The organism is Muricoccus pecuniae (assembly GCF_014199205.1).
Classification (GTDB): domain Bacteria; phylum Pseudomonadota; class Alphaproteobacteria; order Acetobacterales; family Acetobacteraceae; genus Roseomonas; species Roseomonas pecuniae.
Genome location: NZ_JACIJD010000006.1, coordinates 101414 through 125872 on the forward strand (window position 1 = coordinate 101414; position 24459 = coordinate 125872).

Here is a 24459-nt window from a genome sequence, read left to right on the forward strand (position 1 = left end):
CGGGGAAGCCCAATTTTCGCCGAGGTCTCCCCATGCCGGATGGCAGCCCCGCCCCTGCCCCCTTCTCCGTCACCCCGGCCGCCCTGGCCCAGGTGGCCGAGATCGCGGTCTCCCAGGGCCGCCCTGGCGCCGGGCTGCGCCTGGCCGTGGAGGCCGGGGGCTGCGCCGGCTTCCAGTACAAGTTCGACCTGGCCGACGGGCCCGAGGCGGACGACCTCGTGGTGGAGGGCCGGGTCTTCATCGACCCCGTCTCGCTCGACCTCCTGCGCGGCGCCGAGCTGGACTGGGCGGACGAGCTGATCGGGGCGCATTTCGCGGTCCGCAACCCCGTCGCGGCCTCGGGCTGCGGCTGCGGCGTCTCCTTCTCGGTCTGAGCCGCCCCTTGCGCCTCTGCACCTTCAACGTGAACTCGATCCGCAAGCGGGAGCCGCATCTGCGGCGCCTGCTGGAGCGGCACGCGCCCGACATCGTCTTCCTGCAGGAGCTGAAGTGCCGGACGGAGGAGTTCCCCGGCCTGCTGCTCTCCGAGCTCGGCTACCGCTTCCACGCCGTCGGCCAGCCCGGCGGGCGGAACGGCGTCGCGGTGGTCTCCCGCATCCCCTTCGAGGTGGTGGACGAGGTCCTGCCCGGCGGGGAGGAGGACACCCATGCCCGCTTCGTGGAGGTGCGCGCGGCCGGGATGCACCTCGCCGGCATCTACCTGCCCAACGGCAATTCGGGCGGCGCCGAGGGCTACGCCTACAAGCTCGCCTGGATGGAGCGGCTGCGGCGGCGGGTCGCCGAGCGGCTGGACTCCCTCACCCCCTATGCCGTGCTGGGCGACTTCAATGTCTGCCCGACCGACCGCGACTTCTTCCCCAACAGCATGCCGGCGACCGACGCGCTCGTCCGGCCGGAGACGCGCGCGGCCTTTCGCGCGATCACCCATCTCGGCATGACGGACGCGCTGCGCGCCCTCCATCCCGAGGACGCGCCCTGGACCTACTGGGACTACGGCCCCGCCTTCGAGGGCAACCGGGGCCTGCGGATCGACCACGCCCTGCTGAGCGCCGAGTTGGCCGAGCGGCTTACCGGCGCGACGGTGGATTTCGCCGCGCGGTCGGAGGAGAGCCCTTCCGACCACGCGCCGGTGCTGTTCGACCTCGCGGACTAGAGCGGCTTCCGTTCGCTCCGGCTCACCTCAACTCCTCTAGTGTATTGTTTGGGGAGCCAATTCACCCGTCCCGGTGGTTCCACCAGAACGGGATCGGCTCCAGGCGCGCCGGGCCTTCACCGGCACATCATCACCGGCATGTCGGAATTTTCCAGCACGTGCCGCGTCACGCCGCCGAGGATGAGCTGGCGGATACGGGAGTGGCTGTAGGCGCCCATGCAGAGGAGGTCGGAGCCGAAGTCGCGCGCGGCGCCGAGCAGCCCGGCCCCGACCTCCCGCGTGACGGGCGAGAACTCCGTCGCCTCCGCCTTAATGCTGTGCCAGCGGAGATAGGAGAGGATCCCCCGCACATCCGGCCCGCGCCGCTGGTAGTCCTTGCTGTAGAGGATCTGCACGGCTTCCGCCCGGTGCAGCCAGGGCAGGGCGGCGGCGATGGCGGCCGCGCTCTCGGCCGTGCCGTTCCAGGCGCAGCAGACGCGGGTGCCGATGGTCGTCGGGGGCAGGCGGGGCGCGATGAGCACCGGGCGGCCGCTGTCGAAGAGAACGGCGTGCAGCGCATCGGAGGAGGAGACGTCCTCCCTCGAATCCGGGTGCGGCACGATGGCCATGTCGTAGAGCCGGGACTGCTGGGCGACGAGGTCCTCCTCCCGCCCCGCGACGGATTCGAAGGAGAGGGTGGCGGCGTCCGCCTTCTCCGCGGCCTCGGCGGAGCTGGCGAGGACCACGTCCTTGCCGTCCACGAAGCGGTCGAACAGCGCCTGCACTCGGCTCGCGCGGTCGCCCGACTCGCGCTCGGTCGCGGCCATCATCTCCTCGATCATCGCGCCCGAGAGGCCCTCGCCGGCAAGCGGCGCGACGTCCCGCGCGTCCACGCGCACGTGCAGGCAGTGGACATGGCTGTGCCAGATGCGCGCCGTCATCACGGCGGTCTGCAACGCGGCCTCGCCCGCGGCGGTGCCGGTCAGGGGAAGGAGGATGCGGCGGTATGCCATGGCGGCGTTGCTCCCGTCGTGTTCCGGCGGGCGGGCGACGCGGCCCCCTCCCTCCGGGCCCCGCCGAATCAGGCGGGACGGTTCCGATCTAGCACGATTGAGCTTGGGTCGCCGCAAGGGCCGTCGCCAGGGGGTCCCCCGAGGCATCGATGCGGTTCCACGACACGGCACCATGCGGCCAGGACGCCGCCCTCTCCAGCACCGCCACTGTCGCGTCCGAAGCATCCCCGCGCCGGGCCGCCACGCGCGCGCGCAGCAGGTCGAGCGGCGCCTCCAGCCACAGCCCGGTGAAGGGCAGGCCGGCCTCCTGCGCCACCGCCTCGATGCCGGCACGCCTGGCGGGATCGAGGAAGGCGGCGTCGGCGATGACGGAGTGGCCGCCGCGAAGCGCCAGGGCGGCATCCTCGAAGAGCGCGCGGTGCACCGCGTCGCTCGACGCCTCCGTATAGGCTTCCGGCGGGAGCGGGGTCTCCGGCGGCACGCCGGCCAGGCGCTTGCGGATCTCGTCCGTCCGCAGGTGCAGCGCCCCGGGCAGCGCGCCGAAGAGCGGGGCGAGGGCGCGGGAGAGCACGGTCTTGCCCGTTCCCTGAAGCCCGCCGACCGCGATCAGCCGCGGCGGCGGCGGGCGGAGCGCCGCCTCCGCATCCCCGAGGAAGCCAGCCGCCCCCTCCCCCTGCCCGTCCATGCGCGCGAGGCAGTGGGCCCGGATCATCGCGCGGGTGGAAAGCCAGAGCGGCAGCCCGGCGACGAGCCCGGCATCGCCCCCCACCCCGATCGCGCGGGAGAGCACGCGGCAGGCGGCCGCGCGCCCGCAGCGGCGCAGGAGGTCCGCCAGGAGAAAGGCGAGGTCGTAGCCCGTGTCGATCGTGGCGAGCTCCTCGTCGAATTCCAGCGCGTCGAAGGGCGTCGGGCGGCCGTCCAGCAGCAGGAGGTTGCCCAGGTGCAGGTCTCCGTGGCAGCGCCGGACGCGCCCTTCCGCCACCCGCGCGCGGAGCACGGGCGCGAGGCGGCGCAGCCAGGCCTCCGCCGCGCGGCGCCAGGCGATCACCCGCCCGCGGTCGAGGCCAGAGACGAGCGCGGCGCGCGCATTGCCGCGGAGGACCTTGCGGAAGGCCTCCACCGGATCGGGCGGCGCGGCCGCGGGCGGGTAGGTGCCGCGCAGCGCGACCGCGACGTCGCCCAGCGCGTCCCCCATCCCGGCGTCGATCCCGCCCCGCGCCGCGACGGCGTCGAGGAAGGCGCCGGGCGCCACGGGCGCCATCTCCACCGCCCATTCCACCGCCGCAGGGTCGTCCGCGGGCACGAGCCGGTCCGCCGGATCCGGGATGCCGTGCACGGCCCGATAGAGGGTGGGGGCGGCGGGCGCGTTCAGCGCCAGCTCCCGCTCGGCGTAGCGGCGGCGCGCTTCGGGGGCAGTGAAGTCGAGGAAGCCGAGATTCACCGCCTTGCGCATCTTCAGCGCCCGGTCCGGCCCGACGAAGACGGCGGAGATATGCGTCTCCACCGGCCGCGTGCCGCCCGTCAGCCGCGAGAGCAGCGCCGCCGCCCCGGCCTGGCCAGGCGGGATGCTCAAGCGCGGGCCGTCACGGGAAGAGGCGCCCGGTGGTCCACCCCTCCCCGGCCCGCTCGAAGACGAGGCGGTCATGCATGCGGTAGGGCATGTCCTGCCAGAACTCGACCATGCGGGGCAGCAGTCGGAAGCCGCCCCAGTGGGGCGGTCGGGGCACGTCCTCGCCGGGGTAGCGGGCCTCGGTCTCGGCCACGCGCCGCTCGAACTCGGCGCGGGAGGCGAGCGGGCGGGACTGGTCGGAGGAGACGGCCGAGATGCGCGAGCCGCGGGAGCGGGAGGCGAAGTAGGCGTCGGATTCCCCGGCCGTCACCCGCTCGACCTCCCCCTCGATGCGGATCTGGCGGCGCATGGACTTCCAGTGGAAGCACAGCGCCGCGCGCGGGTTGGCCAGAAGCTCCCCGCCCTTGCGGCTGTGCTCGTTCGTGTAGAAGACGAAGCCCCTGTCGTCCCGTCCCTTCAGCAGCACCATGCGGGCCGAGGGCCAGCCATCGGGCGAGCAGGTGGCGAGGCACATGGCGTTCGGATCGTTGGGCTCCCGCGCCGCGGCCTCGGCGAACCAGGCCTCGAAGAGGCCGTAGGGCTCGTCGGTGTCGGGGATGCCGGCGGCATAGGCCTCGCCGGCGGGGACCTCGGTGGTCAGGCTCATCTGCGTGCGGCCCCTTGTTCGGTTCCGCCCGGTGTGCCACCCCTCCGACCCCATCGCAACAGCCCCTCGCCCTGCCGGAGGACGCACCATGGATGACGCCAAGACCGTGGCCGATGCCCCCCTCCTGCCCGCCCGGGGCGAGCTGATGCGCGGGCGCCGCGGCATCGTGATGGGCGTGGCCAATGACCGCTCCATCGCCTGGGCCATCGCCCAGGCCGTGGCCGCCCAGGGGGCGGAGCTGGCCTTCACCTATCAGGGCGAGGCGCTGGAGAAGCGCGTCCGCCCGCTGGCGGCGGGCGTCGGCTCGGACCTGCTCGTCCCCTGCGACGTGTCGGACGAGGCCGCGATCGACGCCGCCTTCGCCAAGGTCGCCGAGCGCTGGGACGGGATCGACTTCCTCGTCCACGCCATCGGCTTCGCCGACAAGCAATACCTGCGCGGCCGCTACCTCGACACGCCGAAGGAGGCCTTCCTCCAGGCGCTCGACATCTCCTGCTTCTCCTTCGTCTCCGTCTCCCGCCGGGCCGCGGCGATGATGAAGCCGGGCGGGTCGCTGCTCACCCTCTCCTATCTCGGCGCGGAGCGCTGGACGCCGCACTACAACGTCATGGGCGTGGCCAAGGCGGCGCTGGAGGCGAGCGTGCGCTACATGGCCGCCGATCTCGGCGATTCCGGCATCCGCGTGAACGCCATCTCCGCCGGGCCGATCAAGACGCTGGCCGCCAGCGGCATCGGGGACTTCCGCTACATCCTGAAGTGGAACCAGTACAACTCGCCCATGCGCCGCAATGTCGGGCTGGAGGAGGTGGGCGGCGCCGGCCTCTACCTCCTCTCGCCCCTCTCGGGCGGGGTGACGGGCGAGGTGCACCACGTCGATTGCGGCTACCACATCGTCGGGATGAAGCATCCGGACGCGCCTGATATCACGATCGAGAAGAGCTGAGCGCCCCCTCCCCGCGATGTCGCACAACAGCTTCGGCCACCTCTTCCGCGTCACCACCTGGGGCGAGAGCCACGGGCCGGCGATCGGCGGCGTGGTCGATGGCTGCCCGCCCGGCCTCTCGCTGACGGAGGCGGACATCCAGCCCTGGCTGGACCGCCGCCGCCCCGGCGGGTCGAAATTCGTCACCCAGCGCCAGGAGCCGGACGAGGTCCGCATCCTCTCCGGCACCTTCGAGGGGCTGACGACGGGCACCCCGATCTCGCTGGTCATCGAGAACAAGGACCAGCGCTCCCGCGACTATGGCGAGATCGCCGACAGCTTCCGTCCGGGCCATGCGGACCTCGCCTACCACCTGAAATACGGGGTGCGGGATTACCGCGGCGGCGGGCGGTCATCCGCGCGGGAGACGGCGATACGCGTGGCCGCCGGCGCCGTCGCGCGCAAGGTGCTGGGCGCGGGCGTGACCATCCGCGGGGCGCTCGTCGCCATGGGCGGCGATGCGGTTGACCGCGGGAGCTGGGATTGGAAGGCGGTGGAGGAGAACCCCTTCTTCTGCCCCGACCGCGCCGCGGCGGCGCGCTGGGAGGAACGGCTCCTCGCGCTGCGCAAGGCCGGCTCCAGCGTCGGCGCGGTGGTGGAGGTGGTGGCGGAGGGCCTCCCGCCCGGCCTCGGCGCTCCGATCTACGGCAAGCTGGACGCCGAGATCGCGGCCGCCTTCATGTCCATCAATGCCGTGAAGGGTGTGGAGATCGGCGAGGGCTTCGCCGCTGCCGCCCTGACCGGCGAGGACAATGCCGACGAGATGCGCATGGCGGCCGACGGCACGGTGGAGTTCATGGCCAACCATGCGGGCGGGGTTCTCGGCGGCATCTCCACCGGGCAGCCGCTGGTCGCACGTTTCGCCGTGAAACCGACCTCCTCCATCCTCGTTGCGCGGAGGACGGTGGATCGGCACGGGCAGGACCGCGATCTCGTCACCAAGGGCCGGCACGACCCCTGCGTCGGCATCCGCGCCGTCCCGGTCGGTGAGGCGATGATGGCCTGCGTTCTGGCCGACGCATTGCTGCGCCACCGGGCCCAGGTGCCGGACGCGCCCTTGACCACCCGGCTCCCGAGAAACTGAACAGACCGTTCTTTATCCGAGTGCGGGACTCGGGTATTGCAGGAGGGCACCAGAGGTGACCCCCCCATGCCTCCTCTCGACACCGCGGACAGCTTCGCAGCCGGCGCCAGGGCGATCGAGGGGGGAAGCAAACCGGCGCGATCCTCCGGAGGCGCCGGTTCCGGGCACCCCCTGACGGGCTTCATCAACCTCGCCGGGCCCAGCCGCTGGCAGGCCCGGATGGACGAGCTGGCCCGTCGCGCCTCGGCCCCGTCGCTCACCGGCCGCGCCCTCTCCGAGCGCCACGCGCTGGAGATGACCCTTCACCGCCTCCTGGGCGCCGAGGCGCCGGAAAACCCCGGGCGCGCCGAGGGCGAGTTGCTGCGCCTCGCCCGCGATGCGGCACGGCTGGCCGAATCCCTTCCCGTCCCGGCCCGGCGGCGCCTCCGCTCCCTGCTCCATGCCAGTCTGGCGGGGGAGGCGAATCTCGTCCCGCTCTTCCACCTCCTCCGCGTGGCGGCGCTGCACCGGGCGCGCGGATTCGAGGTGCGCTTCACCGGCCTCATGGACGGCACCCCGCACGACCTCGTCATTGCGCGGGAGGGTATGGAGGCGGAGATCGCCTGCGAGACCGTCTCGGCCGAGGAGGGGCGCCCCGTGCCCCGCGGTGACTGGTGCGCCTTCGTCGATGGCGTGAACCCGGACCTCCAGACCTGGCTCGCGGCCCATCCCGGCCGCTACGTCCTGAAGATGACCCTGCCGGAAGGCCTCAAGCGCGACGCGCTGGACGGCGCGGCGCTGCAGCGGCGCATCATGGAGATGCTCCGCGACCGCCGGCGGCAGGACGCCGCGGCCGATGCCGTGCTGAAGCTCGACCCCCTGATCCTCGCTGGGGCCCAGGCGGCGGTCCCGGCCACCGCGCTGCGGGCACTGTTCGGCCCCGAGGCGCACCTCGCCGTGACCCAGGGCAACGGCAACATCCTCGTCCTCGCGGCCCGGGCGGGGCAGGCCTGCGACATCGCCCAGGCCGTGTGCCGGCGCATGGTGGCCGCCTCCTCCCGCCTCGGGGGCGAGCGGGCGGGCATCCTGGCCGTCTTCCTCGATGATATCGGGCGGCAGGAATGGCGCGGGCTGCGCGACCGGATGGAGTTGGAGGGATCGGTACGCCGCTTCCTCACCACGGCCGAGGCGCGGGCGGTCTCCACGGTGTCCTGCGCCTCCCGCATGGAGCTGTTCGGGATGGCGCCGCCGGACGGCGTGCCCGCCGGGGAGTTGCGCTTCCGCAACCCCGCCCGTTCCTCCTCCCGGGACGCGGCTCTTCTCCCGGCACTCGTCTCCACGAGCTGAGGATTCGCTCACGAACGAATGAACGGGGTTAACGGCCGGTGAAGGCCGGAAACCCTGGATCAACAAAGCCGTTTCCAGGCATGCTGCACTGCGAAAACTAAAGGGGTGCCATGACCGACGCGGAGATGGAGAAGGCCCTCGCCGAACTCGACCGGTTGCTGAACGACCCGGACGTGCGGATGGATCCGGCACGCGTCTGGGCGCTTGCGGGAAGCCTGTCCCGGGCAAGCGCGGCAACCGGCACGGAGGCGATGGGCCGCTAAAGGACTAGGATTTGCGGGCCCCGATGAGGAACTCCTTGTTCCCCTCGGGGCCGGTGATCGGGCTCTCGGTAATGCCGAGGACGTTCCAGCCCGGCAGTTCGGACCACCAGTTCTTCACCCGGGCGCAGACGGCGCGATGGACATTCGGGTCCCGCACCACGCCCCCCTTCCCCACCATGCCCGGCCCCGCCTCGAACTGGGGCTTGATGAGCGCGACCGCGAAGGCGCCCGGCGCGGCGAGGGAGAGCGCGGCCGGCAGGACGGTCGCGAGCCCGATGAAGGACGCGTCGCAGACGACAGCGCCGAGCGGTTCAGGAACCGTCGTGGCGTCGAGGTAGCGGGCGTTCACCCGCTCCATCACCACCACGCGGGGATCGTTGCGCAGGTTCCAGGCGAGCTGGCCATGGCCGACATCGACCGCATAGACCCGCGCGGCGCCATGATGCAGCAGCACATGGGTGAAGCCGCCCGTCGAGGCGCCGACATCGAGGCAGACCCGGCCGGATGGATCGAGCCCGAAGGCCGCCAGCCCGTGCGCGAGCTTCAGCCCGCCCCGGCTGACCCAGGGATGGTCCTGGCCCCGGACCTCCAGCGCGTCCCCCTCCCGCAACTCCTGGCCGGGCTTGTCGATCCGCCGCTCGCCGCTGAACACCTTGCCCGCCAGGATCAGGGCCTGGGCGCGGGTTCGGCTCTCGGCGAGACCGCGCTCGACGAGCGCGGCATCGGCGCGCTGCTTGGCCGGCTTCGTCTGGGGCAAGGCGGTCCTCCCGGTGGATGCCGGGAGGGTAGCAGCCCGGCGGCCCGGAGCCGACCCTCCGTGCCCCCGGCACGACGCCTCGGCTGCCCTTAGGCTCTCGCCGGCCGGGCGTCGCTCTCGTGCCCGAGCGCGTCCCGGGCGGCCTGGGCGATCTGGGGCGCGTTGAGGCCGGCGAGGTCGTACTGCTTCCTCGGCGATTCGTGGTCGATATAGGTGTCGGGCAGGGTCAGGGGCCGGAAGCGCAGCCCGCCATCCAGCAGCCCCTGGTGAAGGAGGTGGTGGGCGACGAGGGATCCGAAGCCGCCCGTCGAGCCCTCCTCGACCGTCAGCAGCACGGCGTGGTTGCGGGCGAGGCGCTCGATGAGGGCCGTGTCCAGCGGCTTGGCGAAGCGCGCATCGGCCACGGTGCAGGAGAGCCCCTGGGCGGCAAGCTCGTCGGCGGCGCGCAGCGCCTCGCCCAGGCGGGTGCCGTAGGAGAGGATGGCGATCGTGCCTCCCTCACGCAGCACGCGCCCGCGCCCGATCGGCAGCACCGTGCCACGGGCGGGGAGGTCGAGCCCCTGTCCCTCGCCGCGGGGGTAGCGGAAGGCGATGGGCCCGGCGTCATGGGCGGCCGCCGTGGCCACCATATGGGTCAGCTCGACCTCGTCCGCCGCCGCCATGAGGGTCATGTTCGGGATGCAGCCGAGATAGGCGATGTCATAGGCCCCGGCATGCGTCGCGCCGTCCGCCCCGACGAGCCCCGCGCGGTCCATGGCGAAGCGCACGGGCAGGTTCTGCAGCGCGACGTCGTGCACCACCTGATCGTAGGCGCGCTGGAGGAAGGTCGAGTAGATGGCCACGAAGGGGCGCAGCCCCTCGCAAGCCATGCCGGCGGCGAAGGTGACCGCGTGCTGCTCGGCGATGCCGACATCGAAGCTGCGGCGCGGGAAGCGCTTCTCGAAGGCGTCGAGCCCGGTGCCGCCCGGCATGGCGGCGGTCACCGCCACGACGCGCGGGTCGGCCTCGGCCTCGGCGATCAGCGCCTGAGCGAAGACCTTCGTGAAGGAGGGCGGCCCCGGGGGGGCCTTCGCCTGCTCGCCGGTGACGACGTTGAACTTGACCACGCCGTGATACTTGTCGGCCGAGGCCTCGGCGGGCGCGTAGCCCTTGCCCTTCTGGGTGACGACATGGAGCAGGATGGGCCCGCTCTCCTCGGCGTCGCGCAGGTTGCGCAGCACGGGGAGCAGGTGGTCGAGGTCGTGCCCGTCGATCGGGCCGACATAGTAGAAGCCCATCTCCTCGAAGAGCGTGCCGCCGGTCAGCATGCCGCGGGCGTACTCGTCCGCGCGCTTGGCGGCCTCGGCCAGCGGGCGCGGGAAGCGGCGGGCCACGCGCGACATCACCTCCCGGATGGAGAGGAAGGGGCGCGAGGAGATGAGGCGCGACAGATAGGCCGACATGGCGCCCACGGGGCGCGCGATCGACATGTCGTTGTCGTTGAGCACGACGACCAGGCGCGACTTGATGGCGCCCGCGTTGTTCATCGCCTCATAGGCCATGCCCGCCGACATGGCCCCGTCGCCGATCACCGCGATCACCGCCTGCTCGGGCCCCTGGCCCAGCCCCTGTGGCGCCAGCAGGTCGCGCGCCACCGCCATGCCGAGCCCGGCCGAGATGGAGGTGGAGGAGTGCGCGGCGCCGAAGGGGTCGTACTCGCTCTCCGAGCGGCGCGTGAAGCCCGACAGCCCGCCGCCCTGGCGCAGCGTGCGGATGCGGTCGCGCCGGCCCGTGAGGATCTTGTGCGGATAGGCCTGGTGCCCGACGTCCCAGATCAGCCGGTCGCGCGGTGTCTCGAACACGGCGTGCAGCGCGACCGTCAGCTCCACCACGCCGAGCGAGGCGCCCAGATGGCCGCCGGTGGTGGAGACCGCATGCACCGTCTCGGCCCGGACCTCCTCGGCCAGGGCCTTCAGCTGCTCGGGCGAGAAGTTCCGCAGGTCGGACGGGATACGCACGCGGTCCAGCAACGGCGTCGGGGGGGGCGGGGACATGGGCTCTTCCTCGAACCGTTCTTGTCTCAATCTCAGTTCCGGCGGCGGATCACGTGATCCGCCAGGGCGCGCAGGAGGCCGGCGCGCTCGTCGAAGCCGTCCAGGTGGCGCTTGGCCTGCTCGACCAGCCGCTCCGCCTGTATCCGCGCGCGCTCGGGGCCGAGCAGGCCGAGCAGCGTCGCCTTGCCCGCCCCGGCATCCTTGCCCGTCGCCTTGCCGGCCTCCTCGGCGGTCGCCGTGAGGTCGAGCAGGTCGTCGGCGATCTGGAAGGCGGCGCCGATCTCGCGGCCGTAGAAGGTCAGGCAGTTGCGCGGCCCGGCCGCCGCCCTGCCGAGGATCGCCCCGGCCTCGGCGGAGAACTCGATCAGCTTGCCCGTCTTGAGCATCTGCAGCCGGCCGATCGCGGCCTCGTCCAGCGGGGCGGTGGCCTTCTCGGCCATCATGTCCAGCATCTGCCCGCCCACCATCCCGCGCGCGCCGGAGGCCAGGGCGAGCTGGAGGCACAACTCCGCGCGCACGGCCGGGTCGGAATGGGTCTCGGGCGCGGCGAGGGTGGCGAAGGCATGGGTCTGCAACGCGTCGCCCACCAGGATGGCCGTCGCCTCGTCCCAGGCGCGGTGCACCGTGGGCTTGCCCCGGCGGAGGTCGTCATTGTCCATGGCCGGCAGGTCGTCATGCACGAGCGAGTAGCCGTGCAGCATCTCCACCGCCGCCGCGGCGCGAAGGGCGGAGTGGCGGGCCACGCCGAACTGCCGCGCGCCCTCGAGCACGAGGAAGGCGCGCAGCTTCTTGCCGCCGCCCATGGTGGCGTAGCGCATGGCCGCGAAGAGGGAGCGCTCCTCGCCCTCCTCCTTCGGCAGCAGGGCGTCGAGCATCTCGTCCACCTCGGAGGCGGCCTCGGCCATCGCGGCCTTCAGCCCCTCCATCGCATCGGCCTCCATCGCCGGGGCGCCGCTCATTCCACGTCCCTCATTCCACGTCCCTCAGGGCCGGGCCGGCCGCGCCGGGCACCAGCGCCTGCACCCGCGCCTCCGCCTCGTTCAGCTTGCGCTCGCAATGCGCGCGGAGCGCGGTGCCGCGGGCGTAGGAGTCCATCGCCTCCTCGAGGCGAGCCTGGCCGCCCTCGAGCCGCCGGACGATCGTCTCCAGCTCGGCCATGGCCTCCTCGAAGGACAGGTTCTCCACATCGGGCAAGGGGTCGGGCATGAGGGCTCCGGCAGGGTCAGGCGCGGATCAGGGCGCGCGTGTGGGCGGCCGCCGATCGGGCAAGGGCGCCGAGGTCGTAGCCGCCTTCCAGCATCGACACCACCCGCCCGGAGCAAACGGTGTTCGCGAGGTCGCAGATCGCCTCGGTGAGGCGGGCGAAATCCTCCTCCACCAGCCGCAGCCCGGCCAGCGGGTCGATGCGATGGGCGTCGAAGCCCGCGGAGACGATGATGAGGCCGGGCGAGAAGGCCTGGACCGCGGGGAGGATGTCCCGCTCCCACACCCGGAGGAAGGTCGCCCCGTCCGTGCCGGCCGCGAGCGGCACGTTCAGGATGTTGCCCACCCCCGTCTCCGAGGCCTCCCCCGTTCCGGGATAGAGCGGCGACTGGTGGGAGGAGGCGAGCATGAGGCTCGGCTCGTTCAGGAAGGCGGCCTGGGTGCCGTTGCCGTGATGCACGTCGAAGTCGAGCACCGCCACGCGCTCGACCCCGTGCGCCGCCTGGGCGTGCCGGGCCGCGATGGCGGCGTTGGCGAAGAGGCAGAAGCCCATCGGGGAGTCGGGCTCGGCGTGGTGCCCGGGCGGGCGAACGGCGCAGAAGGCGCGGGGGAACTCGCCCGACATCACGCAGTCCACCGCTTCCACCCCCGCGCCCGCGGCGCGCAGCGCGGCCTCGGCGGAATGGGCGTTCATGGAGGTGTCGGCGTCCAGATGAACCCTCGCTCCCTCCGCCGGGCGGGTGGAGAGGATGCGGTCCACATGGCGCTCGGGATGCACCCGCAGGAGCTGCTCGCGGGTCGCTTCCGGCGCCTGGGCCCGGACGAGGGAGGAGAATTCCTGCGCCTCCAGCGCGCGGATCACCGCCCGCAGCCGGTCCGGGCATTCGGGGTGGTGCGGCCCGTTGTCGTGGCGGAGGCAGGCGGGATGGGTGAGGAGCAGCATCAGCCCCCTCCCTTCCCCGCCGCCTCGTCGCGCTTGCGGAGCGTGAAGCGATAGACCCCAGCGCTCTCGCTGAAGGAGACGAGGGCGTGGCCGGTCTCCCGGCAGAAGGCCTGGAAATCCACCACGCTCGCCGCATCGGTCGCGAGCACCGTCAGACGCGCCCCCGCGGGCATCCCGCGCAGGGCCTTGTTGGCCTTCAGCACGGGCAGCGGGCAGGTCAGCCCCTGCACGTCGAGCAGGGTTTCCTTCTTGGGGGCGTTGGACGGCGCGGCCATAGACCGGCCAATGCACCACCCCGCGCCGCCCGAGTCCAGGGCCACCGACGCGGCTGTGATCGCGCTCCGGGCTGGACGCTCCCGGGCTGCGGCGGCATTGGTGGGCCCATGACGATCAGGCTCGGCGTGGATCTCGGCGGCACGAAGACGGAGGTCGCCGCCCTGGACGGCGAGGGGCGCGTGCTGCTGCGCCGCCGGCGGCCGACCCCGGCGGGCTATCCGGCCATCATCGGGGCGATCGCGGAGCTCGTCGGGGAGGCGGAGGCCGGGCTGGTCGCGCGGGGGACGGTCGGCCTGGGCATCCCGGGCAGCATCAACCCGCGGACCGGCCTCGTTCGCAACGCCAACACCCAGGCGCTGAACGGGCAGCCGCTGGAGAGGGATCTCGCCGCGGCGCTCGGGCGCGAGGTGCGGGTGATGAATGACGCCAACTGCCTCGCGATGAGCGAGGCGGCCGATGGCGCCGGGGCGGGATACCCCGTGGTCTTCGCCGCCATCCTCGGCACGGGCGTGGGCGGCGGATGGGTCGTGGACGGGCGGCCGCTCGACGGGCTCAACCGCGTGGCCGGCGAGTGGGGCCACACCCCCCTGCCCTGGATGCGGCCGGAGGAGTTCCCGGGCCCCCGCTGCTGGTGCGGGCTGCACGGCTGCCTGGAGACCTTCCTCTGCGGCCCGGCGCTCGCCGCCGATACGGACGGGCCCGGCCATCGCGACGCGAGCGCGGTGGAGGCTCGGGCCCGCGCCGGCGATCCCGCGGCCGCCGCCGGCCTCGCCCGGCACGCGGACCGGCTGGCGCGGGCGTTGGCGGTGGTGGTGAACCTGGTCGATCCCGAAGTGATCGTGCTCGGCGGCGGCGTCTCCAACTTCGCGCATCTCTACCGCGACCTGCCCGGCCTCATGGCCCCTTTCATCTTCGGCGACGCCAAGGCGGTGAACATCCTCCCCGCCAGGCACGGGGACAGCTCGGGGGTGTTCGGCGCCGCCCGGCTCTGGGACCGGGACTGAGCCGCGGCCGAGCGGCGACTCCGCGCCCGCCGCGCAGGGCTGTGCTAGAAGGGCGGATGCCCTCCCTCTGCCGGGACTGCTTCCACCGCACCGAGGCCGCGCCCCGCCGCTGCGCCGCCTGCGGCTCGGCGCGCGTCGCCTCGCATCCCGAGCTCTTCAACCTCGCCATCGCCCATGTCGATTGCGACGCCTTCTTTGCCAGCGTCGAGAAGCGGGACCGGCCCGAGCTGGCCGGGCGGCCCGTGATCGTCGGCGGCGGGCAGCGCGGCGTCGTCTCGGCCGCCTGCTACGTCGCGCGGACGCGCGGGGTGAAGTCCGCCATGCCGATGTTCAAGGCGCTGCAGGCCTGCCCCGATGCCGTGGTGATCCGGCCGGACTTCGCGAAGTACACCGCCGCCTCCCGCGCCGTGCGGAGGCTGATGGAGGAGCTGACCCCCCTGGTCCAGGCCATGTCGATCGACGAGGCCGTGCTGGACCTCTCCGGCACGGAGGCGCTGCACGGCGCCCCGCCCGCAATCACCCTCGCCCGCTTCGCGCGGCGGGTGGAGAAGGAGGTCGGGGTAACCGTCTCGATCGGCCTCGCGCCCAACCGGCTGCTGGCGAAGATCGCGGTGGAGCGGGACAAGCCGCGCGGCCTGGCCTGCATCGGCGCGGCCGAGGCCGCCACGCTCCTCGCCGGGGAGCCCGTCACGATCCTGCCGGGCGTGGGACCGGCCTTCGCCGCCAGGTTGGCGGGCATGGGCTTCTCCACCCTCGGCCAGCTGCAATCCCTGGAGCCGCGCGAGGCGATGCGGCGCTTCGGCGAGGACGGCCCGCTGCTCGTCGCCCGCGCGCGGGGGGAGGACTCGCGCCCCGTCCGCCCGGAGCGCGACACCAAGTCGGTCTCGGCCGAGACCACCTTCGACCGCGACCTCTCCCGGCCCGCGGAGATGGAGCCGATCCTCTGGCGCCTCTGCGAGAAGCTCGCCCGGCGGCTCGCCGAGAAGGGGCTGGCCGCCGGGGGCGTGGTGCTGAAGCTCAAGACGGGCCGCTTCGCGCTGCGCACGCGCCACGCCCGCTTGGCCGGGCCGAGCATCGTGCCCGAGACGCTCTACAGGGCCGTGCTGCCGCTCCTCGCGCGCGAGGCCGACGGAACGGCGTTCCGCCTCATCGGGATCGGCGCCCAGCCGCTGGTCGAGGGTGGGACCGCGGATCTGGGCGACCTGGCGGACCCGGAGGCGCCGCGCCGCGCCGCCCGCTGGGCCGCGATGGAATCGCTGCGGGCGCGCTTCGGGGATGGCGCGGTGCGCGCAGGTCGCGGGCTTGTGCTGACGGGCAGGCCGGAGAGCCAGCAGCCGGTCCATGCCAGGGGAAAAGAAACGGGTTCAAGCGTCTAGCGCCCGTTCTTCTTTTTGTGCCCGGCACGGCCCGGGGCTTCCAGCCGGGGCAAAGGAAGTGGCGGCGGCAACAACCGCCGGGCCCGGGGATTGAGGGAAGCAGGCCCGCCCAGAAGCCGGAGAGACCATGAACGACAGCCCCTCCCTCGCCCAGGCGAATGCCGCGCAGCTCGCCTCGCCCTCCTACCGGCTGGCCGCGCTCGACCCGGACTTCCTCATGGGCTCCTCCATGCGCGGGGTGCGCTTCCTCCTCGAATTCGCCAAGGCGGACGAGGTCCTGCGCAACTGGCGCGTCCGCTCCACGATCGTCGTCTTCGGCAGCGCGCGGGTGCGGGAGGACGGGCCGGGCCGGCAGCCCTTCTGGTACGCCGAGGCGCGGCGTTTCGGGCGGCTCGCCTCCGAGCGGGGCGGCGCCTTTCTCGACGGGGAGGGCTTCCGGGACAACGTCATCGCCACCGGGGGCGGCCCGGGCATCATGGAGGCCGCCAACCGCGGCGCGGGCGAGGCGAAGGCGCCCTCGATCGGCTTCAACATCATGCTGCCCTTCGAGCAGGAGCCGAACGCCTACTCCACGCCGGAGCTGACCTTCCGCTTCCACTACTTCGCCATGCGCAAGATGCACCTGGCGATGCGGGCGAACGCGCTGGTGGTCTTCCCCGGCGGCTTCGGGACGTTCGACGAGCTCTTCGAGATCCTCACCCTGCGGCAGACGGGGAAGGCGCCGCAGGTGCCCATCGTGCTGGTCGATGGGGACTACTGGCGGTCGGTCGTGAACCTCGATGCCCTGCTCGCGGCCGGGATGATCTCGCCCCGCGACCTCGATCTCTTCCGCATGGCCGAGGACGCCGAGAGCGCCTGGAAGTGCCTCGTCGACCAGGGACTGCGCGAGGTCTCCGCGCCCTCCGTGCCGAAGTCCAAGGACATCTGAGGGGAGGAGGCCTCAGGCCAGCGAGAGGCGCGCCACCACGGAGGCGATGAACAGCCCGATCATCATGTCGAGCACGACGAAAATCACCGCGCGCGCCCCGCTGATGCGCAGCGCGGACTTCGCCACGAACCACTCCAGCCAGAGGGCGTAGCCGAAGGCCACCAGCGTGAGCGCCCCGCCGAAGCCCGTGGGCAGGAGGGGGTTGAGCAGGGTGGCGCCGAGGAGGGCGGCGTACTGGGCGAGATTCGTCCAGTTCCAGGCCGCGATGAAGAGGGGCCAGAGCGGCCCGCGCCCGGAGGCGTCCACCAGCGCGGCCGAGGCCAGGGGAAACACCGTCCAGCCCAGGCTGTAGCCGATCAGCTCGACGGGAAGTCCGGCGGAGAAGGCGCTCCCGTCCCCGAGGGCGCGGATCAGGAGAAAGGGGAGCAGGCAGAACACCGCCGCCCAGAAGGAGCGCGCCGTGCCCTCCATCGAGAGAAGGGTGAAGCGCAGCCCCTCCTCCCGCCCGCGGGCGAGCAGCCAGGCCGCGCGGAAGCCGGCGCGGATCTGCTCCTCGGTGGTGACCCCCGGCGCGCTCAGCCCAGGCACTCCCGGATCACGGCGCCGTACAGGGCGGCGAGCTGCCGCAGCTCCTCGACGGGCGTGCGCTCGTCGGTCTGGTGCATGGTAGTGCCCACCGCGCCCAGCTCGGCCACAGGGCAGAGCCGGGTGATGAAGCGCGCGTCCGAGGTGCCGCCCCCCGTGTCGAGCGCGCCCTCCTCGCCCGTGCCCGCGCGCACGGCGCGGCGCAGCGCCTCCACGAAGGGGCCCGGCTCCGTCAGGAAAGCATCGCCCGAGAGGGAGAAGGAGACCTCGTGGCGCGGCGCCTCCGCCTCCAGGATGCCGCGGATCCAGGCCTCAAGGCTCGACGGCGAGTGGCTGGGATTGAAGCGGATGTTCAGCCGGGCGAAGGCGCGGGCGGGGACGATGTTGTTCGTGGGATTGCCCACATCCACCGTGGTGACCTGCAGCGTGCTCGGCTGGAACCACTCCGTGCCCTCGTCGAGCGGCCTCTCCGTCAGCCGGTGCAGCACGCGGCCGAGGCGGTGGATCGGGTTGTCGGCGCGGTCGGGATAGGCAACGTGACCCTGGGTGCCGTGGATGGTGAACTCGGCCGAAAGGCTGCCGCGCCGGCCGATCTTGATCGTGTCGCCCAGCCGCGCCTTGCTCGTCGGCTCGCCGACGAGGCACATGTCGGGGACGACCCCCCTCTCCTCCATCCAGTCGAGCACGCGCGTGGTGCCGTCCGTCGCCACCCCCTCCTCGTCCCCGGTGATGAGGAAGGAGAGCGTGCCGCGATCGGCGGTGCCGTCGGCCACCGCATCGGCGGCCGCCGCGACGAAGGCAGCGACGCCGCCCTTCATGTCCACCGCGCCCCGCCCGTAGAGGACGCCGTCCTCTACCTCGGCGGCGAAGGGAGGGTGCGTCCAGCCCTCACCCGGCGGCACGACGTCCGTATGGCCGGCAAAGCACAGATGCGGGCCGTTGCCGCCGGAACGCCGGATGGCGAAGAGGTTCTCCACCTCCCCGAAGCGCAGCCGCGTGCACTCGAAGCCGAGCGGGGCGAGCGCGCCCTCCAGCACGGCCATGGCCCCCTCGTCGGCGGGGGTGACGGAGGCGCAGCGGATCAGCGCCTGCGCGATGGGGAGGGGATCGATGGGCATCAGTCCCGCAGCAGCTCGTTGATCGAGGTCTTCTCCCGCGTGCGCGCGTCCACGCGCTTGACGATCACCGCGCAGTAGAGCGAGGGCCCGGGCGTGCCGTCCGCCAGCGGCCTGCCAGGCAGGCTGCCGGGGACCAGCACGGAATAGGGCGGCACATGGCCCTGGAAGACCTCGCCCGTCGCGCGGTCGACGATCTTGGTGGAGGCGCCGAGGAAGACGCCCATGGAGAGCACGCTCCCCTCGCCCACGATCACGCCCTCCGCCACCTCCGAGCGGGCGCCGATGAAGCAGTTGTCGCCGATCACCACCGGGTTCGCCTGCAGCGGTTCCAGCACGCCGCCGATCCCGGCGCCGCCCGAGATGTGGCAGTTCTTCCCGATCTGCGCGCAGGAGCCGACGGTGGCCCAGGTGTCCACCATCGTGCCGCTGTCCACATAGGCACCGAGATTGACGAAGCTCGGCATCAGGATCACGCCCGGCGCGATATAGGCCGAGCGGCGCACGACGGCGCCCGGCACGGCGCGGAAGCCGGCCTCCTTGAAGCGGTTCTCGCCCCAGCCGGCGAACTTCAGCGGCACCTTGTCATAGGCGGTCCCGGGGGTGCCGGCGGCGGTGTCCATCACCGCGCTGTCCTCCAGGCGGAAGGAGAGCAGCACCGCCTGCTTCAGCCACTGATTGACGCGCCAGCCGCCCTGCCCGTCCGGCTCCGCCACGCGCGCGCGGCCGGAATCGAGTGCCTCCAGCGCCGTCTCGACGGCGTCGCGGTCCTCGCCACGGGTGGCCGGGGTCACCTCGGCGTGGCGCTCCCAGAGCGCCTCGATTTGGGGCTGGAGAGAGGCGATGTCCATCATGGGCGTCCTGGGTCCGGGCGTCGGTCGGCAGGCGGACCCCATCGCGCGCGCCGGGCGGGCTGTCAACGCGCCCGCGGGCGGCGCCGGATTCAGGGTTCCTTCACCCCGGCCGCGCAACCTGCCCTTCTCCCGGCAAGACGGCGCCCGAAACGGGGCGGCCCGCCGGGGATCTGGAGGCGATGATGGAAGCCATGACGGCGACCTCGCCCCGCCGCATGGACGATGCCGCGCGGGTCGGATTGGCGGAGCGGGCGGATACCCCGCCGGAAATGCTGTTCTTCCTCGCGAACGACCCCTCGATCGGCGTCCGGGCGGCCATCGCCGCCAACGCCGCCGCCCCGCCGCTGGCGGACCGCCTTCTCGCCGGGGACGCCGAGCCGGGCGTGCGCCGGGTCCTCGCCCGCAAGCTGGCCTCCCTCGCCCCCCTGCTGGACCCCGGGAGCACCGACCGCCAGCGCAGGACAAGTTGGGAGGCGATGCGCCTCCTGATCGAGGACGAGGCGGTCGCCGTGCGCAGCGCCGTGACGGAACTCGTCGCCGAGCAGGACGGCATCCCCCGCCCACTCATCCTGCATCTCGCGCGCGACGTGGCGATGGCCGTCGCCGAGCCCGTGCTGCGCGGCTCCCCCGTGCTGGAGGAGGAGGACCTCCTGGATCTGATCGCCGACCCGCCGGTGCCGGACACGCTCGGCGCGATCGCCCGCCGGCCCAACCTGCCCGAGCGCCCGGCGGACGCGATCGTCGCACGGGACGACTCGGCCGCGATCACGGCGCTGCTCGGCAACGCGACCGCCCGGCTGCGCGAGGCGACGCTGCTCGTCATCGCCAGGCGCTGCGGCGAGCACCAGCCCTGGCAGAACGCCCTCGTCCGCCGCCCCGCCTTGCCCGCCGCCGTGGTGGAGGGCCTTCGCGGCCTCCTCGCGGAGGAGGCGCTGCGCGTGCTGGCGGCCCGTCGCGACCTGGACGGGAACGCGCTGGCCACGCTCCGCCCGGCCGCGCCCGCCCAGGAGCCGGAGGCGGAGGGTGGCGGCGTGGACGAGGCCAGCTTCGTCGCCGCCGCGCGCAGGGGCTCGCTCGCCGACTGCGGCCGGATCCTCGCCGCCCTCAGCGGGCTGCCTGCCGGGGTGGTTACCCGGGCCCTCGCCACGCGGGGAGCGCCGGTCCTCGTCGCGCTCTGCTGGAAGGCCGGGCTCTCCGGCCGTGCCGCGACCTTCGCCCAGCTCCGCCTGACGGGCAGCGCGCCGGACGAGCTGCTGGTCCTGCCGGGCGGGGAATGGGTGCTCTCCGCGAAGGAGATGCGGAGCCTCGTGGACGAGCTTCTCGTCAGGGCTTGATGAGCGTGCCCGGCCCGCCGGTGGTGAACAGCTCGGCCAGCACCGCGTGTGGCACGCGGCCGTCCAGGATCACCGCCCCCTGCACGCCCTTCTCGATGGCGTAGATGCAGGTCTCGACCTTGGGGATCATGCCGCCCGAGATCCAGCCGTCCGCGATGCCGGCGCGCACTTCCGTTACCGTCATCTCGGGGATATGCACCCCATCGGGGCCGCGCACGCCGGAGACGTCGGTCAGCATCAGCAGCCGCGCGGCGCCGAGCGCGCCGGCGATGGCGCCGGCCACGGTATCGGCGTTGATGTTGTAGGTCTGGCCTTCATCGCCGACGCCGACCGGCGCCACGACGGGCACGATGTCGGCGCCGATCAGCAGCTCCAGCACCTTCGTGTCCACGCGCTCGGGCTCGCCCACGAAGCCGAGGTCGAGGACGCGCTCCTCGTTCGTCTCGGGGTCGCGCATCACGCGCTCGGCCTTGCGGGCGCGGATGAGGTTGCCATCCTTGCCCGAGATGCCGACGGCGATGACGCCCGCGCGGGTGATGGCCTCGGCCACCTGCTTGTTGACGGTGCCGGCCAGGACCATCTCGACCACGTCCACCGTCTGGTCGTCCGTCACGCGCAGCCCGTTGACGAAGGTGGACTGCACGTTCAGCCGCTTGAGCATGGCGTTGATCTGCGGCCCGCCGCCATGGACCACCACGGGGCTGACGCCGACCTGCTCCAGCAGGGCGATGTCGCGCCCGAACTGGAGCGCGCCTTCCTCCTCGCCCATGGCGTGGCCGCCATACTTCACCACCACGATCTGGTCGTCGTAGCGCTTGAGATAGGGCAGCGCGCCGGCGAGGATCGCCATCCTGTCCTGCTCGTCGGTGTTCATCGGCTCATTCCCGGGATGGCGGCCCGGATGGCGGACCGGCGGCGGTGGTAAGGGGCAGGCCCCGGCACGGTCAACCCGCCGAGACCGGCCCTTTCCACGGATCAGCCCGCCGCCGCGATATCCGCGAGCGCCGCGCGCAGCTCCGGGATGCCCGTTCCCTTGGACGAGGAGGTCGTGAGGACGACGGGATGGGCCGCCACGCGCTTGCGCACGAGCTCCGCCATCTCCTCCTGCCGCTTGATGAGCCTGGAGGCGGGCTTCGTGTCGTCGGACTTGGTGAGCACGATCTGGAAGGGCACGGCGGCCTCCCCCAGCAGGTCCATGGCGGCGCGGTCGCCGTCCTTCGTCTCGATCCGGGCGTCCATCAGCAGCATCACGCGGCGCAGCGTCGGGCGGCCGCGGAGATAGTCGAACATCAGCCCCTGCCAGTCCGCCTTCACCGCCTTGCTCGCCTGGGCGAAGCCGTAGCCCGGCATGTCCACGATGGTGAGGGGCGCCCCGGTCCCCTCGCCCGCGGCGAAGAAGTTGAGCTGCCGCGTGCGCCCCGGCGTGTGGGAGACGCGCGCCAGGCCGTGATGCCCGGCCATGGCGTTGATGAGCGAGGACTTGCCCACGTTGGAGCGCCCGCAGAAGGCCACCTCCGGCGCTTCGGCCGGGGGCAGCGCGTCGATCTTCTGGGCGGCGAAGAAGAAGCGGACGGGGCGGGCGAAGAGGAGCCGCCCCGCCTCGATCCGCGCCGCCTCCTCGTCCCCAGGGCCCTGCGGGGGCCGGTCCTCGGCCCCGCTCACGTCCTGGCCGCGAGCTTTTCGAGGCGCCGCGTCTCCCGGTCATGGCGGCTGATGTAGTACTGCTGCGCCACCGAGAGCAGGTTGTTCCAGGACCAGTAGATCACGAGCCCGGCGGGGAAGCTCGCCAGCATGAAGGTGAAGATGATCGGCATGAAGCTGAACAGCTTCGCCTGGATCGGGTCCGGCGGCGTGGGGTTCAGCTTGAACTGGATCCACATCGTGATGCCCATGATGATCGCCCAGGCCGGCATGTGCAGGAACAGGGGCGGATCCCAGGGAATCAGGCCGAAGAGGTTGAACAGGTTCGTGGGATCGGGCGCCGAGAGGTCCCGGATCCAACCGTAGAAGGGCGCGTGGCGCATCTCGATGGTGACGAAGAGCACCTTGTAGAGCGCGAAGAAGACGGGGATCTGGAGCAGGATGGGCAGGCAGCCCGCGGCCGGGTTGATCTGCTCGGCCTTGTAGAGCGCCATCATCTCCTGCTGCAGCTTCGCCGGGTCGTCCGGGAAGCGCTCCTTCAGCTCCTGCATCTTCGGGCCCAGCACCTTCATGCGGGCCATCGACTTGTAGGACTTGTTGGCCAGCGGGAAGAACAGGGCCTTCAGCGCGACGGTGAAGATCAGGATGGCGACGCCGAAGTTGCCCACCAGCTTGTAGAGCCAGTCCAGCGCGTAGAAGAACGGCTTGGTCAGGAAGTAGAACCAGCCGAAGTCGATCGCCTTGTCGAAGTCGGTGATGCCGAGCCTCGTGGCGTAGTCGTCCAGCAGGTGCACCTCCTTCGCCCCGGCGAAGAGGCGGGTGGCGAAGCCGGCGGTGGCGCCCGGCGCGGCCGAGACGGGCGCGACGGGGGCGAAATCGACCTGCCAGCGGTCCTGGCCGCCCTCGCTCGTGTGGCGGAAGGCCGCGCGGTCGCGGGCGGACTGGTCCACGGGGGCGAGCGCCGTCAGCCAGTACTTGTCGGTGAAGCCGGCCCAGCCGCCCGAGCCCTCCTGCTCCAGCGCGGGGCCGCCATTGCGGCGGCCGGCCTCGGTCTTGGCGTCGGCGTACTTCGTCTCGCGCAGGCGGCCGTCCAGCACGCCCACGAAGCCCTCGTGAAGGATGTAGTAGCCGGCCACCTGGGGCGTGTGCTCGCGCCGCACGCGGGCCCAGGGCAGGACCTGCACGGCCTCCGTACCCGTATTCACCACGCGCTGGTCGGCGGTGACCATGAAGTTCCCGTCGAGGGAGAGGGAGATCTCGAAGCGCTGGCCCGCGCCGTTGTCCCAGCGGAGCGTCACGGGGGTGGAGGGGGTCAGCGCGCCGCCCTCGGCGGTCCACTCCGTGTTCGGGCCGGGCACGGGGGTGCGGCCGTCAGCGGCCGTCCAGCCCCACTGGGCGTAGTAGGGCGCGCTGTCCTCGCGCGGGGCCAGGACGCGCACGTTCGGGCTGCCGGGCTGGATCGTCTCGCGGTAGTCGCGGAGCACGAGGTCGTCGATGCGGGCGCCGCGCAGGTTCACGCTGCCCTGAACGCGCGGGCTCTCGACCCGCAGCCGGGGCGCGGGGGTGGTGGGGGCGCCGTCATTCGGGCCGGTGCTCGCGACCCCTGCCGGGTTCAGCGCCGTGTTCGCCTGCGGCAGGGGCACGCCGCTCGTCTGGCTCTGCTGGGCCTGCTGCGCGGCCTGGCGCTGCGCCTCGCGCGCGGGGCGGTTCCAGAGGTCGAACAGCAGGAGGATGCCGATCGAGATCGCGATCGCGGCGAGAAGTCGCTTGTTGTCCATCAGGTCCGGCGTTCAGGTCTTCTTCGCAGCGGGCACGGGATCGTAGCCGCCCGGGTTCCAGGGATTGCAGCGGAGGATGCGGCGGGCCGTGAGCGCGGTGCCGTGCAGCGCCCCATGGGCGCCAAGGGCCTCGATCGCATAGGCGCTGCAATGGGGATGGAAACGGCAATGCGCCCCGATGAAGGGGCGCAGCGTGAACTGGTAGGCGCGGACGCCCAGCTTCAGGGCCTCGGCGGCGGGGGTCACGGCGCGACGCCTGTCTGCTTCAGCGCACCGCGCAGATCGCCCTGGAGCTGGGTGAAGGGGCGGCTGCGGGTCTCGTCCCGCCCGATCAGCACGAGGTCCCAGCCCTCGGGCGGGGTGTCGCCCAGCACCAGCCGGGCGGCCTCGCGGAGGCGGCGCTTGGTGCGGTTCCGCACCACGGCGTTGCCCACCTTCTTTGTCACGGTGAAGCCCAGGCGCATGGGCCCGCCCGTGCCCTCAAGGGCCTGGATCACCAGCCCCGGCCGGGCGGCCCGCTTGCCGCGCTGGGCGGCGCGGAGGAAGTCGCGCCGCTTCTTCATCCGGGGCAGCTTCATGGTGCGAACCGCGTCACGGGGCGCAATAGTCCTGCGCC

The 24459-nt window shown here is 72.6% G+C and carries 27 protein-coding genes; 10 read left to right on the forward strand and 17 right to left on the reverse strand.

The features are described from left to right. The first annotated feature begins 32 nt into the window (after positions 1-32). Both FHS87_RS08120 and FHS87_RS08125 read left to right on the forward strand, forming a co-directional pair. Positions 33-374 carry a HesB/IscA family protein gene (locus FHS87_RS08120; RefSeq protein WP_184516100.1) on the forward strand — a complete coding sequence of 114 codons (342 nt, stop codon included), beginning with the start codon at positions 33-35 and terminating at the stop codon, positions 372-374. Between the two features lie 8 nt (positions 375-382). Continuing rightward, the gene (locus tag FHS87_RS08125) at positions 383-1153 is read left to right on the forward strand and encodes an exodeoxyribonuclease III (RefSeq protein WP_184516103.1); all 771 of its coding nucleotides are present in this window, start codon (positions 383-385) and stop codon (positions 1151-1153) included. Between the two features lie 116 nt (positions 1154-1269). Here the strand turns inward: FHS87_RS08125 and FHS87_RS08130 are convergent, their stop codons facing one another. From FHS87_RS08130 to pdxH, 3 genes are all read right to left on the reverse strand, one after another. Further along, entirely contained in the window at positions 1270-2145 is an 876-nt protein-coding gene (locus tag FHS87_RS08130; RefSeq protein ID WP_184516106.1) for a universal stress protein, read from the reverse strand. Positions 2146-2233: 88 nt separating this feature from the next. Further along, complete coding sequence (locus tag FHS87_RS08135) at positions 2234-3718, reverse strand: bifunctional aminoglycoside phosphotransferase/ATP-binding protein (RefSeq protein ID WP_184516109.1); 1485 nt, start codon at positions 3716-3718, stop codon at positions 2234-2236. A gap of 10 nt (positions 3719-3728) precedes the next feature. Continuing rightward, entirely contained in the window at positions 3729-4361 is a 633-nt protein-coding gene (gene pdxH, locus FHS87_RS08140; protein WP_184516112.1) for a pyridoxamine 5'-phosphate oxidase, read from the reverse strand. 88 nt (positions 4362-4449) lie between these two features. Between pdxH and fabI the strand changes: the two genes are divergently transcribed. From fabI to FHS87_RS08160, 4 genes are all read left to right on the forward strand, one after another. Beyond that, complete coding sequence (gene fabI, locus FHS87_RS08145; protein ID WP_246418224.1) at positions 4450-5304, forward strand: enoyl-ACP reductase FabI; 855 nt, start codon at positions 4450-4452, stop codon at positions 5302-5304. Between the two features lie 16 nt (positions 5305-5320). Further along, a complete protein-coding gene (gene aroC / locus FHS87_RS08150; protein ID WP_184516122.1) occupies positions 5321-6427 on the forward strand; it encodes a chorismate synthase in 1107 nt (368 codons plus the stop codon). Positions 6428-6493: 66 nt separating this feature from the next. Next, positions 6494-7753 carry a hypothetical protein gene (locus FHS87_RS08155; RefSeq protein ID WP_184516125.1) on the forward strand — a complete coding sequence of 420 codons (1260 nt, stop codon included), beginning with the start codon at positions 6494-6496 and terminating at the stop codon, positions 7751-7753. 110 nt (positions 7754-7863) lie between these two features. After that, positions 7864-8016: a peptide chain release factor 1 gene (locus tag FHS87_RS08160; RefSeq protein WP_184516128.1), complete on the forward strand. Its 153-nt coding sequence runs from the start codon at positions 7864-7866 to the stop codon at positions 8014-8016. A gap of 4 nt (positions 8017-8020) precedes the next feature. Here the strand turns inward: FHS87_RS08160 and FHS87_RS08165 are convergent, their stop codons facing one another. The 6 genes from FHS87_RS08165 to FHS87_RS08190 form a co-directional block, all read right to left on the reverse strand. After that, the gene (locus tag FHS87_RS08165) at positions 8021-8773 is read right to left on the reverse strand and encodes a TlyA family RNA methyltransferase (protein ID WP_184516131.1); all 753 of its coding nucleotides are present in this window, start codon (positions 8771-8773) and stop codon (positions 8021-8023) included. An 89-nt stretch (positions 8774-8862) separates the two neighbouring features. Beyond that, positions 8863-10806, reverse strand: coding sequence for a 1-deoxy-D-xylulose-5-phosphate synthase (gene dxs / locus FHS87_RS08170; RefSeq protein WP_184516133.1), 1944 nt, complete (start codon positions 10804-10806; stop codon positions 8863-8865). Between the two features lie 32 nt (positions 10807-10838). Next, the gene (locus FHS87_RS08175) at positions 10839-11765 is read right to left on the reverse strand and encodes a polyprenyl synthetase family protein (protein WP_246418226.1); all 927 of its coding nucleotides are present in this window, start codon (positions 11763-11765) and stop codon (positions 10839-10841) included. 10 nt (positions 11766-11775) lie between these two features. Next, complete coding sequence (gene xseB, locus FHS87_RS08180; protein ID WP_184516136.1) at positions 11776-12012, reverse strand: exodeoxyribonuclease VII small subunit; 237 nt, start codon at positions 12010-12012, stop codon at positions 11776-11778. Positions 12013-12028: 16 nt separating this feature from the next. Then, positions 12029-12952, reverse strand: a complete 924-nt coding sequence (locus tag FHS87_RS08185; protein ID WP_184516139.1) for a histone deacetylase family protein — start codon at positions 12950-12952, stop codon at positions 12029-12031. After that, positions 12952-13227: a sulfurtransferase TusA family protein gene (locus FHS87_RS08190; protein WP_184516142.1), complete on the reverse strand. Its 276-nt coding sequence runs from the start codon at positions 13225-13227 to the stop codon at positions 12952-12954. The genes FHS87_RS08185 and FHS87_RS08190 overlap by 1 nt, the downstream gene beginning before the upstream one ends. A gap of 108 nt (positions 13228-13335) precedes the next feature. On the opposite strand from FHS87_RS08190, the gene FHS87_RS08195 reads away from it, so the two are divergent. From FHS87_RS08195 to FHS87_RS08205, 3 genes are all read left to right on the forward strand, one after another. Continuing rightward, positions 13336-14232, forward strand: coding sequence for an ROK family protein (locus FHS87_RS08195; protein WP_184516145.1), 897 nt, complete (start codon positions 13336-13338; stop codon positions 14230-14232). A gap of 56 nt (positions 14233-14288) precedes the next feature. Next, positions 14289-15608 carry a DNA polymerase IV gene (locus FHS87_RS08200; RefSeq protein WP_184516147.1) on the forward strand — a complete coding sequence of 440 codons (1320 nt, stop codon included), beginning with the start codon at positions 14289-14291 and terminating at the stop codon, positions 15606-15608. 127 nt (positions 15609-15735) lie between these two features. Then, positions 15736-16536, forward strand: coding sequence for an LOG family protein (locus FHS87_RS08205; RefSeq protein WP_184516149.1), 801 nt, complete (start codon positions 15736-15738; stop codon positions 16534-16536). Between the two features lie 12 nt (positions 16537-16548). On the opposite strand, the gene FHS87_RS08210 is transcribed toward FHS87_RS08205, so the two are convergent. Genes FHS87_RS08210 through dapD form a run of 3 tightly spaced genes read right to left on the reverse strand, consistent with a single transcriptional unit; the run spans position 16549 to position 19087 of the window. Beyond that, entirely contained in the window at positions 16549-17124 is a 576-nt protein-coding gene (locus FHS87_RS08210) for a hypothetical protein (protein WP_184516152.1), read from the reverse strand. Next, complete coding sequence (dapE, locus tag FHS87_RS08215) at positions 17112-18239, reverse strand: succinyl-diaminopimelate desuccinylase (RefSeq protein ID WP_184516154.1); 1128 nt, start codon at positions 18237-18239, stop codon at positions 17112-17114. Before dapE ends, FHS87_RS08210 begins: the two co-directional genes overlap by 13 nt. Further along, positions 18239-19087, reverse strand: coding sequence for a 2,3,4,5-tetrahydropyridine-2,6-dicarboxylate N-succinyltransferase (gene dapD, locus FHS87_RS08220; RefSeq protein ID WP_184516156.1), 849 nt, complete (start codon positions 19085-19087; stop codon positions 18239-18241). The genes dapE and dapD overlap by 1 nt, the downstream gene beginning before the upstream one ends. A 194-nt stretch (positions 19088-19281) precedes the next feature. Between dapD and FHS87_RS08225 the strand changes: the two genes are divergently transcribed. Continuing rightward, entirely contained in the window at positions 19282-20424 is a 1143-nt protein-coding gene (locus tag FHS87_RS08225; protein WP_184516158.1) for a DUF2336 domain-containing protein, read from the forward strand. On the opposite strand, the gene argB is transcribed toward FHS87_RS08225, so the two are convergent. The 5 genes from argB to rnpA all read right to left on the reverse strand — a co-directional run bounded on the left by argB (position 20414) and on the right by rnpA (position 24421). Further along, positions 20414-21298 (reverse strand): acetylglutamate kinase, encoded by an 885-nt coding sequence (gene argB, locus FHS87_RS08230; protein WP_184516160.1) that lies wholly within the window; start codon positions 21296-21298, stop codon positions 20414-20416. The genes FHS87_RS08225 and argB overlap by 11 nt on opposite strands. Before the next feature lie 101 nt (positions 21299-21399). After that, positions 21400-22086: a ribosome biogenesis GTP-binding protein YihA/YsxC gene (gene yihA / locus FHS87_RS08235; RefSeq protein WP_184516163.1), complete on the reverse strand. Its 687-nt coding sequence runs from the start codon at positions 22084-22086 to the stop codon at positions 21400-21402. Continuing rightward, positions 22083-23843: a membrane protein insertase YidC gene (gene yidC, locus FHS87_RS08240; protein WP_184516166.1), complete on the reverse strand. Its 1761-nt coding sequence runs from the start codon at positions 23841-23843 to the stop codon at positions 22083-22085. The genes yihA and yidC overlap by 4 nt, the downstream gene beginning before the upstream one ends. Before the next feature lie 12 nt (positions 23844-23855). Continuing rightward, positions 23856-24089 carry a membrane protein insertion efficiency factor YidD gene (gene yidD, locus FHS87_RS23700; RefSeq protein WP_184516169.1) on the reverse strand — a complete coding sequence of 78 codons (234 nt, stop codon included), beginning with the start codon at positions 24087-24089 and terminating at the stop codon, positions 23856-23858. Further along, positions 24086-24421, reverse strand: a complete 336-nt coding sequence (gene rnpA, locus FHS87_RS08250; RefSeq protein WP_246418228.1) for a ribonuclease P protein component — start codon at positions 24419-24421, stop codon at positions 24086-24088. The genes yidD and rnpA overlap by 4 nt, the downstream gene beginning before the upstream one ends. Positions 24422-24459: the final 38 nt, after the last annotated feature.

Bases quoted from the DNA above. Each gene is read 5' to 3' on its own strand.
- xseB (WP_184516136.1), bottom strand. From the start codon at position 12,012: ATGCCCGACCCCTTGCCCGATGTGGAGAACCTGTCCTTCGAGGAGGCC.
- FHS87_RS08120 (WP_184516100.1), top strand. From the start codon at position 33: ATGCCGGATGGCAGCCCCGCCCCTGCCCCCTTCTCCGTCACCCCGGCC.
- FHS87_RS08190 (WP_184516142.1), bottom strand. From the start codon at position 13,227: ATGGCCGCGCCGTCCAACGCCCCCAAGAAGGAAACCCTGCTCGACGTG.
- aroC (WP_184516122.1), top strand. From the start codon at position 5,321: ATGTCGCACAACAGCTTCGGCCACCTCTTCCGCGTCACCACCTGGGGC.
- dapE (WP_184516154.1), bottom strand. From the start codon at position 18,239: ATGCCCATCGATCCCCTCCCCATCGCGCAGGCGCTGATCCGCTGCGCC.
- FHS87_RS08160 (WP_184516128.1), top strand. From the start codon at position 7,864: ATGACCGACGCGGAGATGGAGAAGGCCCTCGCCGAACTCGACCGGTTG.
- FHS87_RS08130 (WP_184516106.1), bottom strand. From the start codon at position 2,145: ATGGCATACCGCCGCATCCTCCTTCCCCTGACCGGCACCGCCGCGGGC.
- FHS87_RS08175 (WP_246418226.1), bottom strand. From the start codon at position 11,765: ATGAGCGGCGCCCCGGCGATGGAGGCCGATGCGATGGAGGGGCTGAAG.
- fabI (WP_246418224.1), top strand. From the start codon at position 4,450: ATGGATGACGCCAAGACCGTGGCCGATGCCCCCCTCCTGCCCGCCCGG.
- dapD (WP_184516156.1), bottom strand. From the start codon at position 19,087: ATGGACATCGCCTCTCTCCAGCCCCAAATCGAGGCGCTCTGGGAGCGC.
- FHS87_RS08185 (WP_184516139.1), bottom strand. From the start codon at position 12,952: ATGCTGCTCCTCACCCATCCCGCCTGCCTCCGCCACGACAACGGGCCG.
- FHS87_RS08200 (WP_184516147.1), top strand. From the start codon at position 14,289: ATGCCCTCCCTCTGCCGGGACTGCTTCCACCGCACCGAGGCCGCGCCC.
- rnpA (WP_246418228.1), bottom strand. From the start codon at position 24,421: ATGAAGCTGCCCCGGATGAAGAAGCGGCGCGACTTCCTCCGCGCCGCC.
- argB (WP_184516160.1), bottom strand. From the start codon at position 21,298: ATGAACACCGACGAGCAGGACAGGATGGCGATCCTCGCCGGCGCGCTG.
- yidC (WP_184516166.1), bottom strand. From the start codon at position 23,843: ATGGACAACAAGCGACTTCTCGCCGCGATCGCGATCTCGATCGGCATC.
- FHS87_RS08205 (WP_184516149.1), top strand. From the start codon at position 15,736: ATGAACGACAGCCCCTCCCTCGCCCAGGCGAATGCCGCGCAGCTCGCC.
- FHS87_RS08225 (WP_184516158.1), top strand. From the start codon at position 19,282: ATGACGGCGACCTCGCCCCGCCGCATGGACGATGCCGCGCGGGTCGGA.
- FHS87_RS08195 (WP_184516145.1), top strand. From the start codon at position 13,336: ATGACGATCAGGCTCGGCGTGGATCTCGGCGGCACGAAGACGGAGGTC.
- dxs (WP_184516133.1), bottom strand. From the start codon at position 10,806: ATGTCCCCGCCCCCCCCGACGCCGTTGCTGGACCGCGTGCGTATCCCG.
- pdxH (WP_184516112.1), bottom strand. From the start codon at position 4,361: ATGAGCCTGACCACCGAGGTCCCCGCCGGCGAGGCCTATGCCGCCGGC.
- FHS87_RS08155 (WP_184516125.1), top strand. From the start codon at position 6,494: ATGCCTCCTCTCGACACCGCGGACAGCTTCGCAGCCGGCGCCAGGGCG.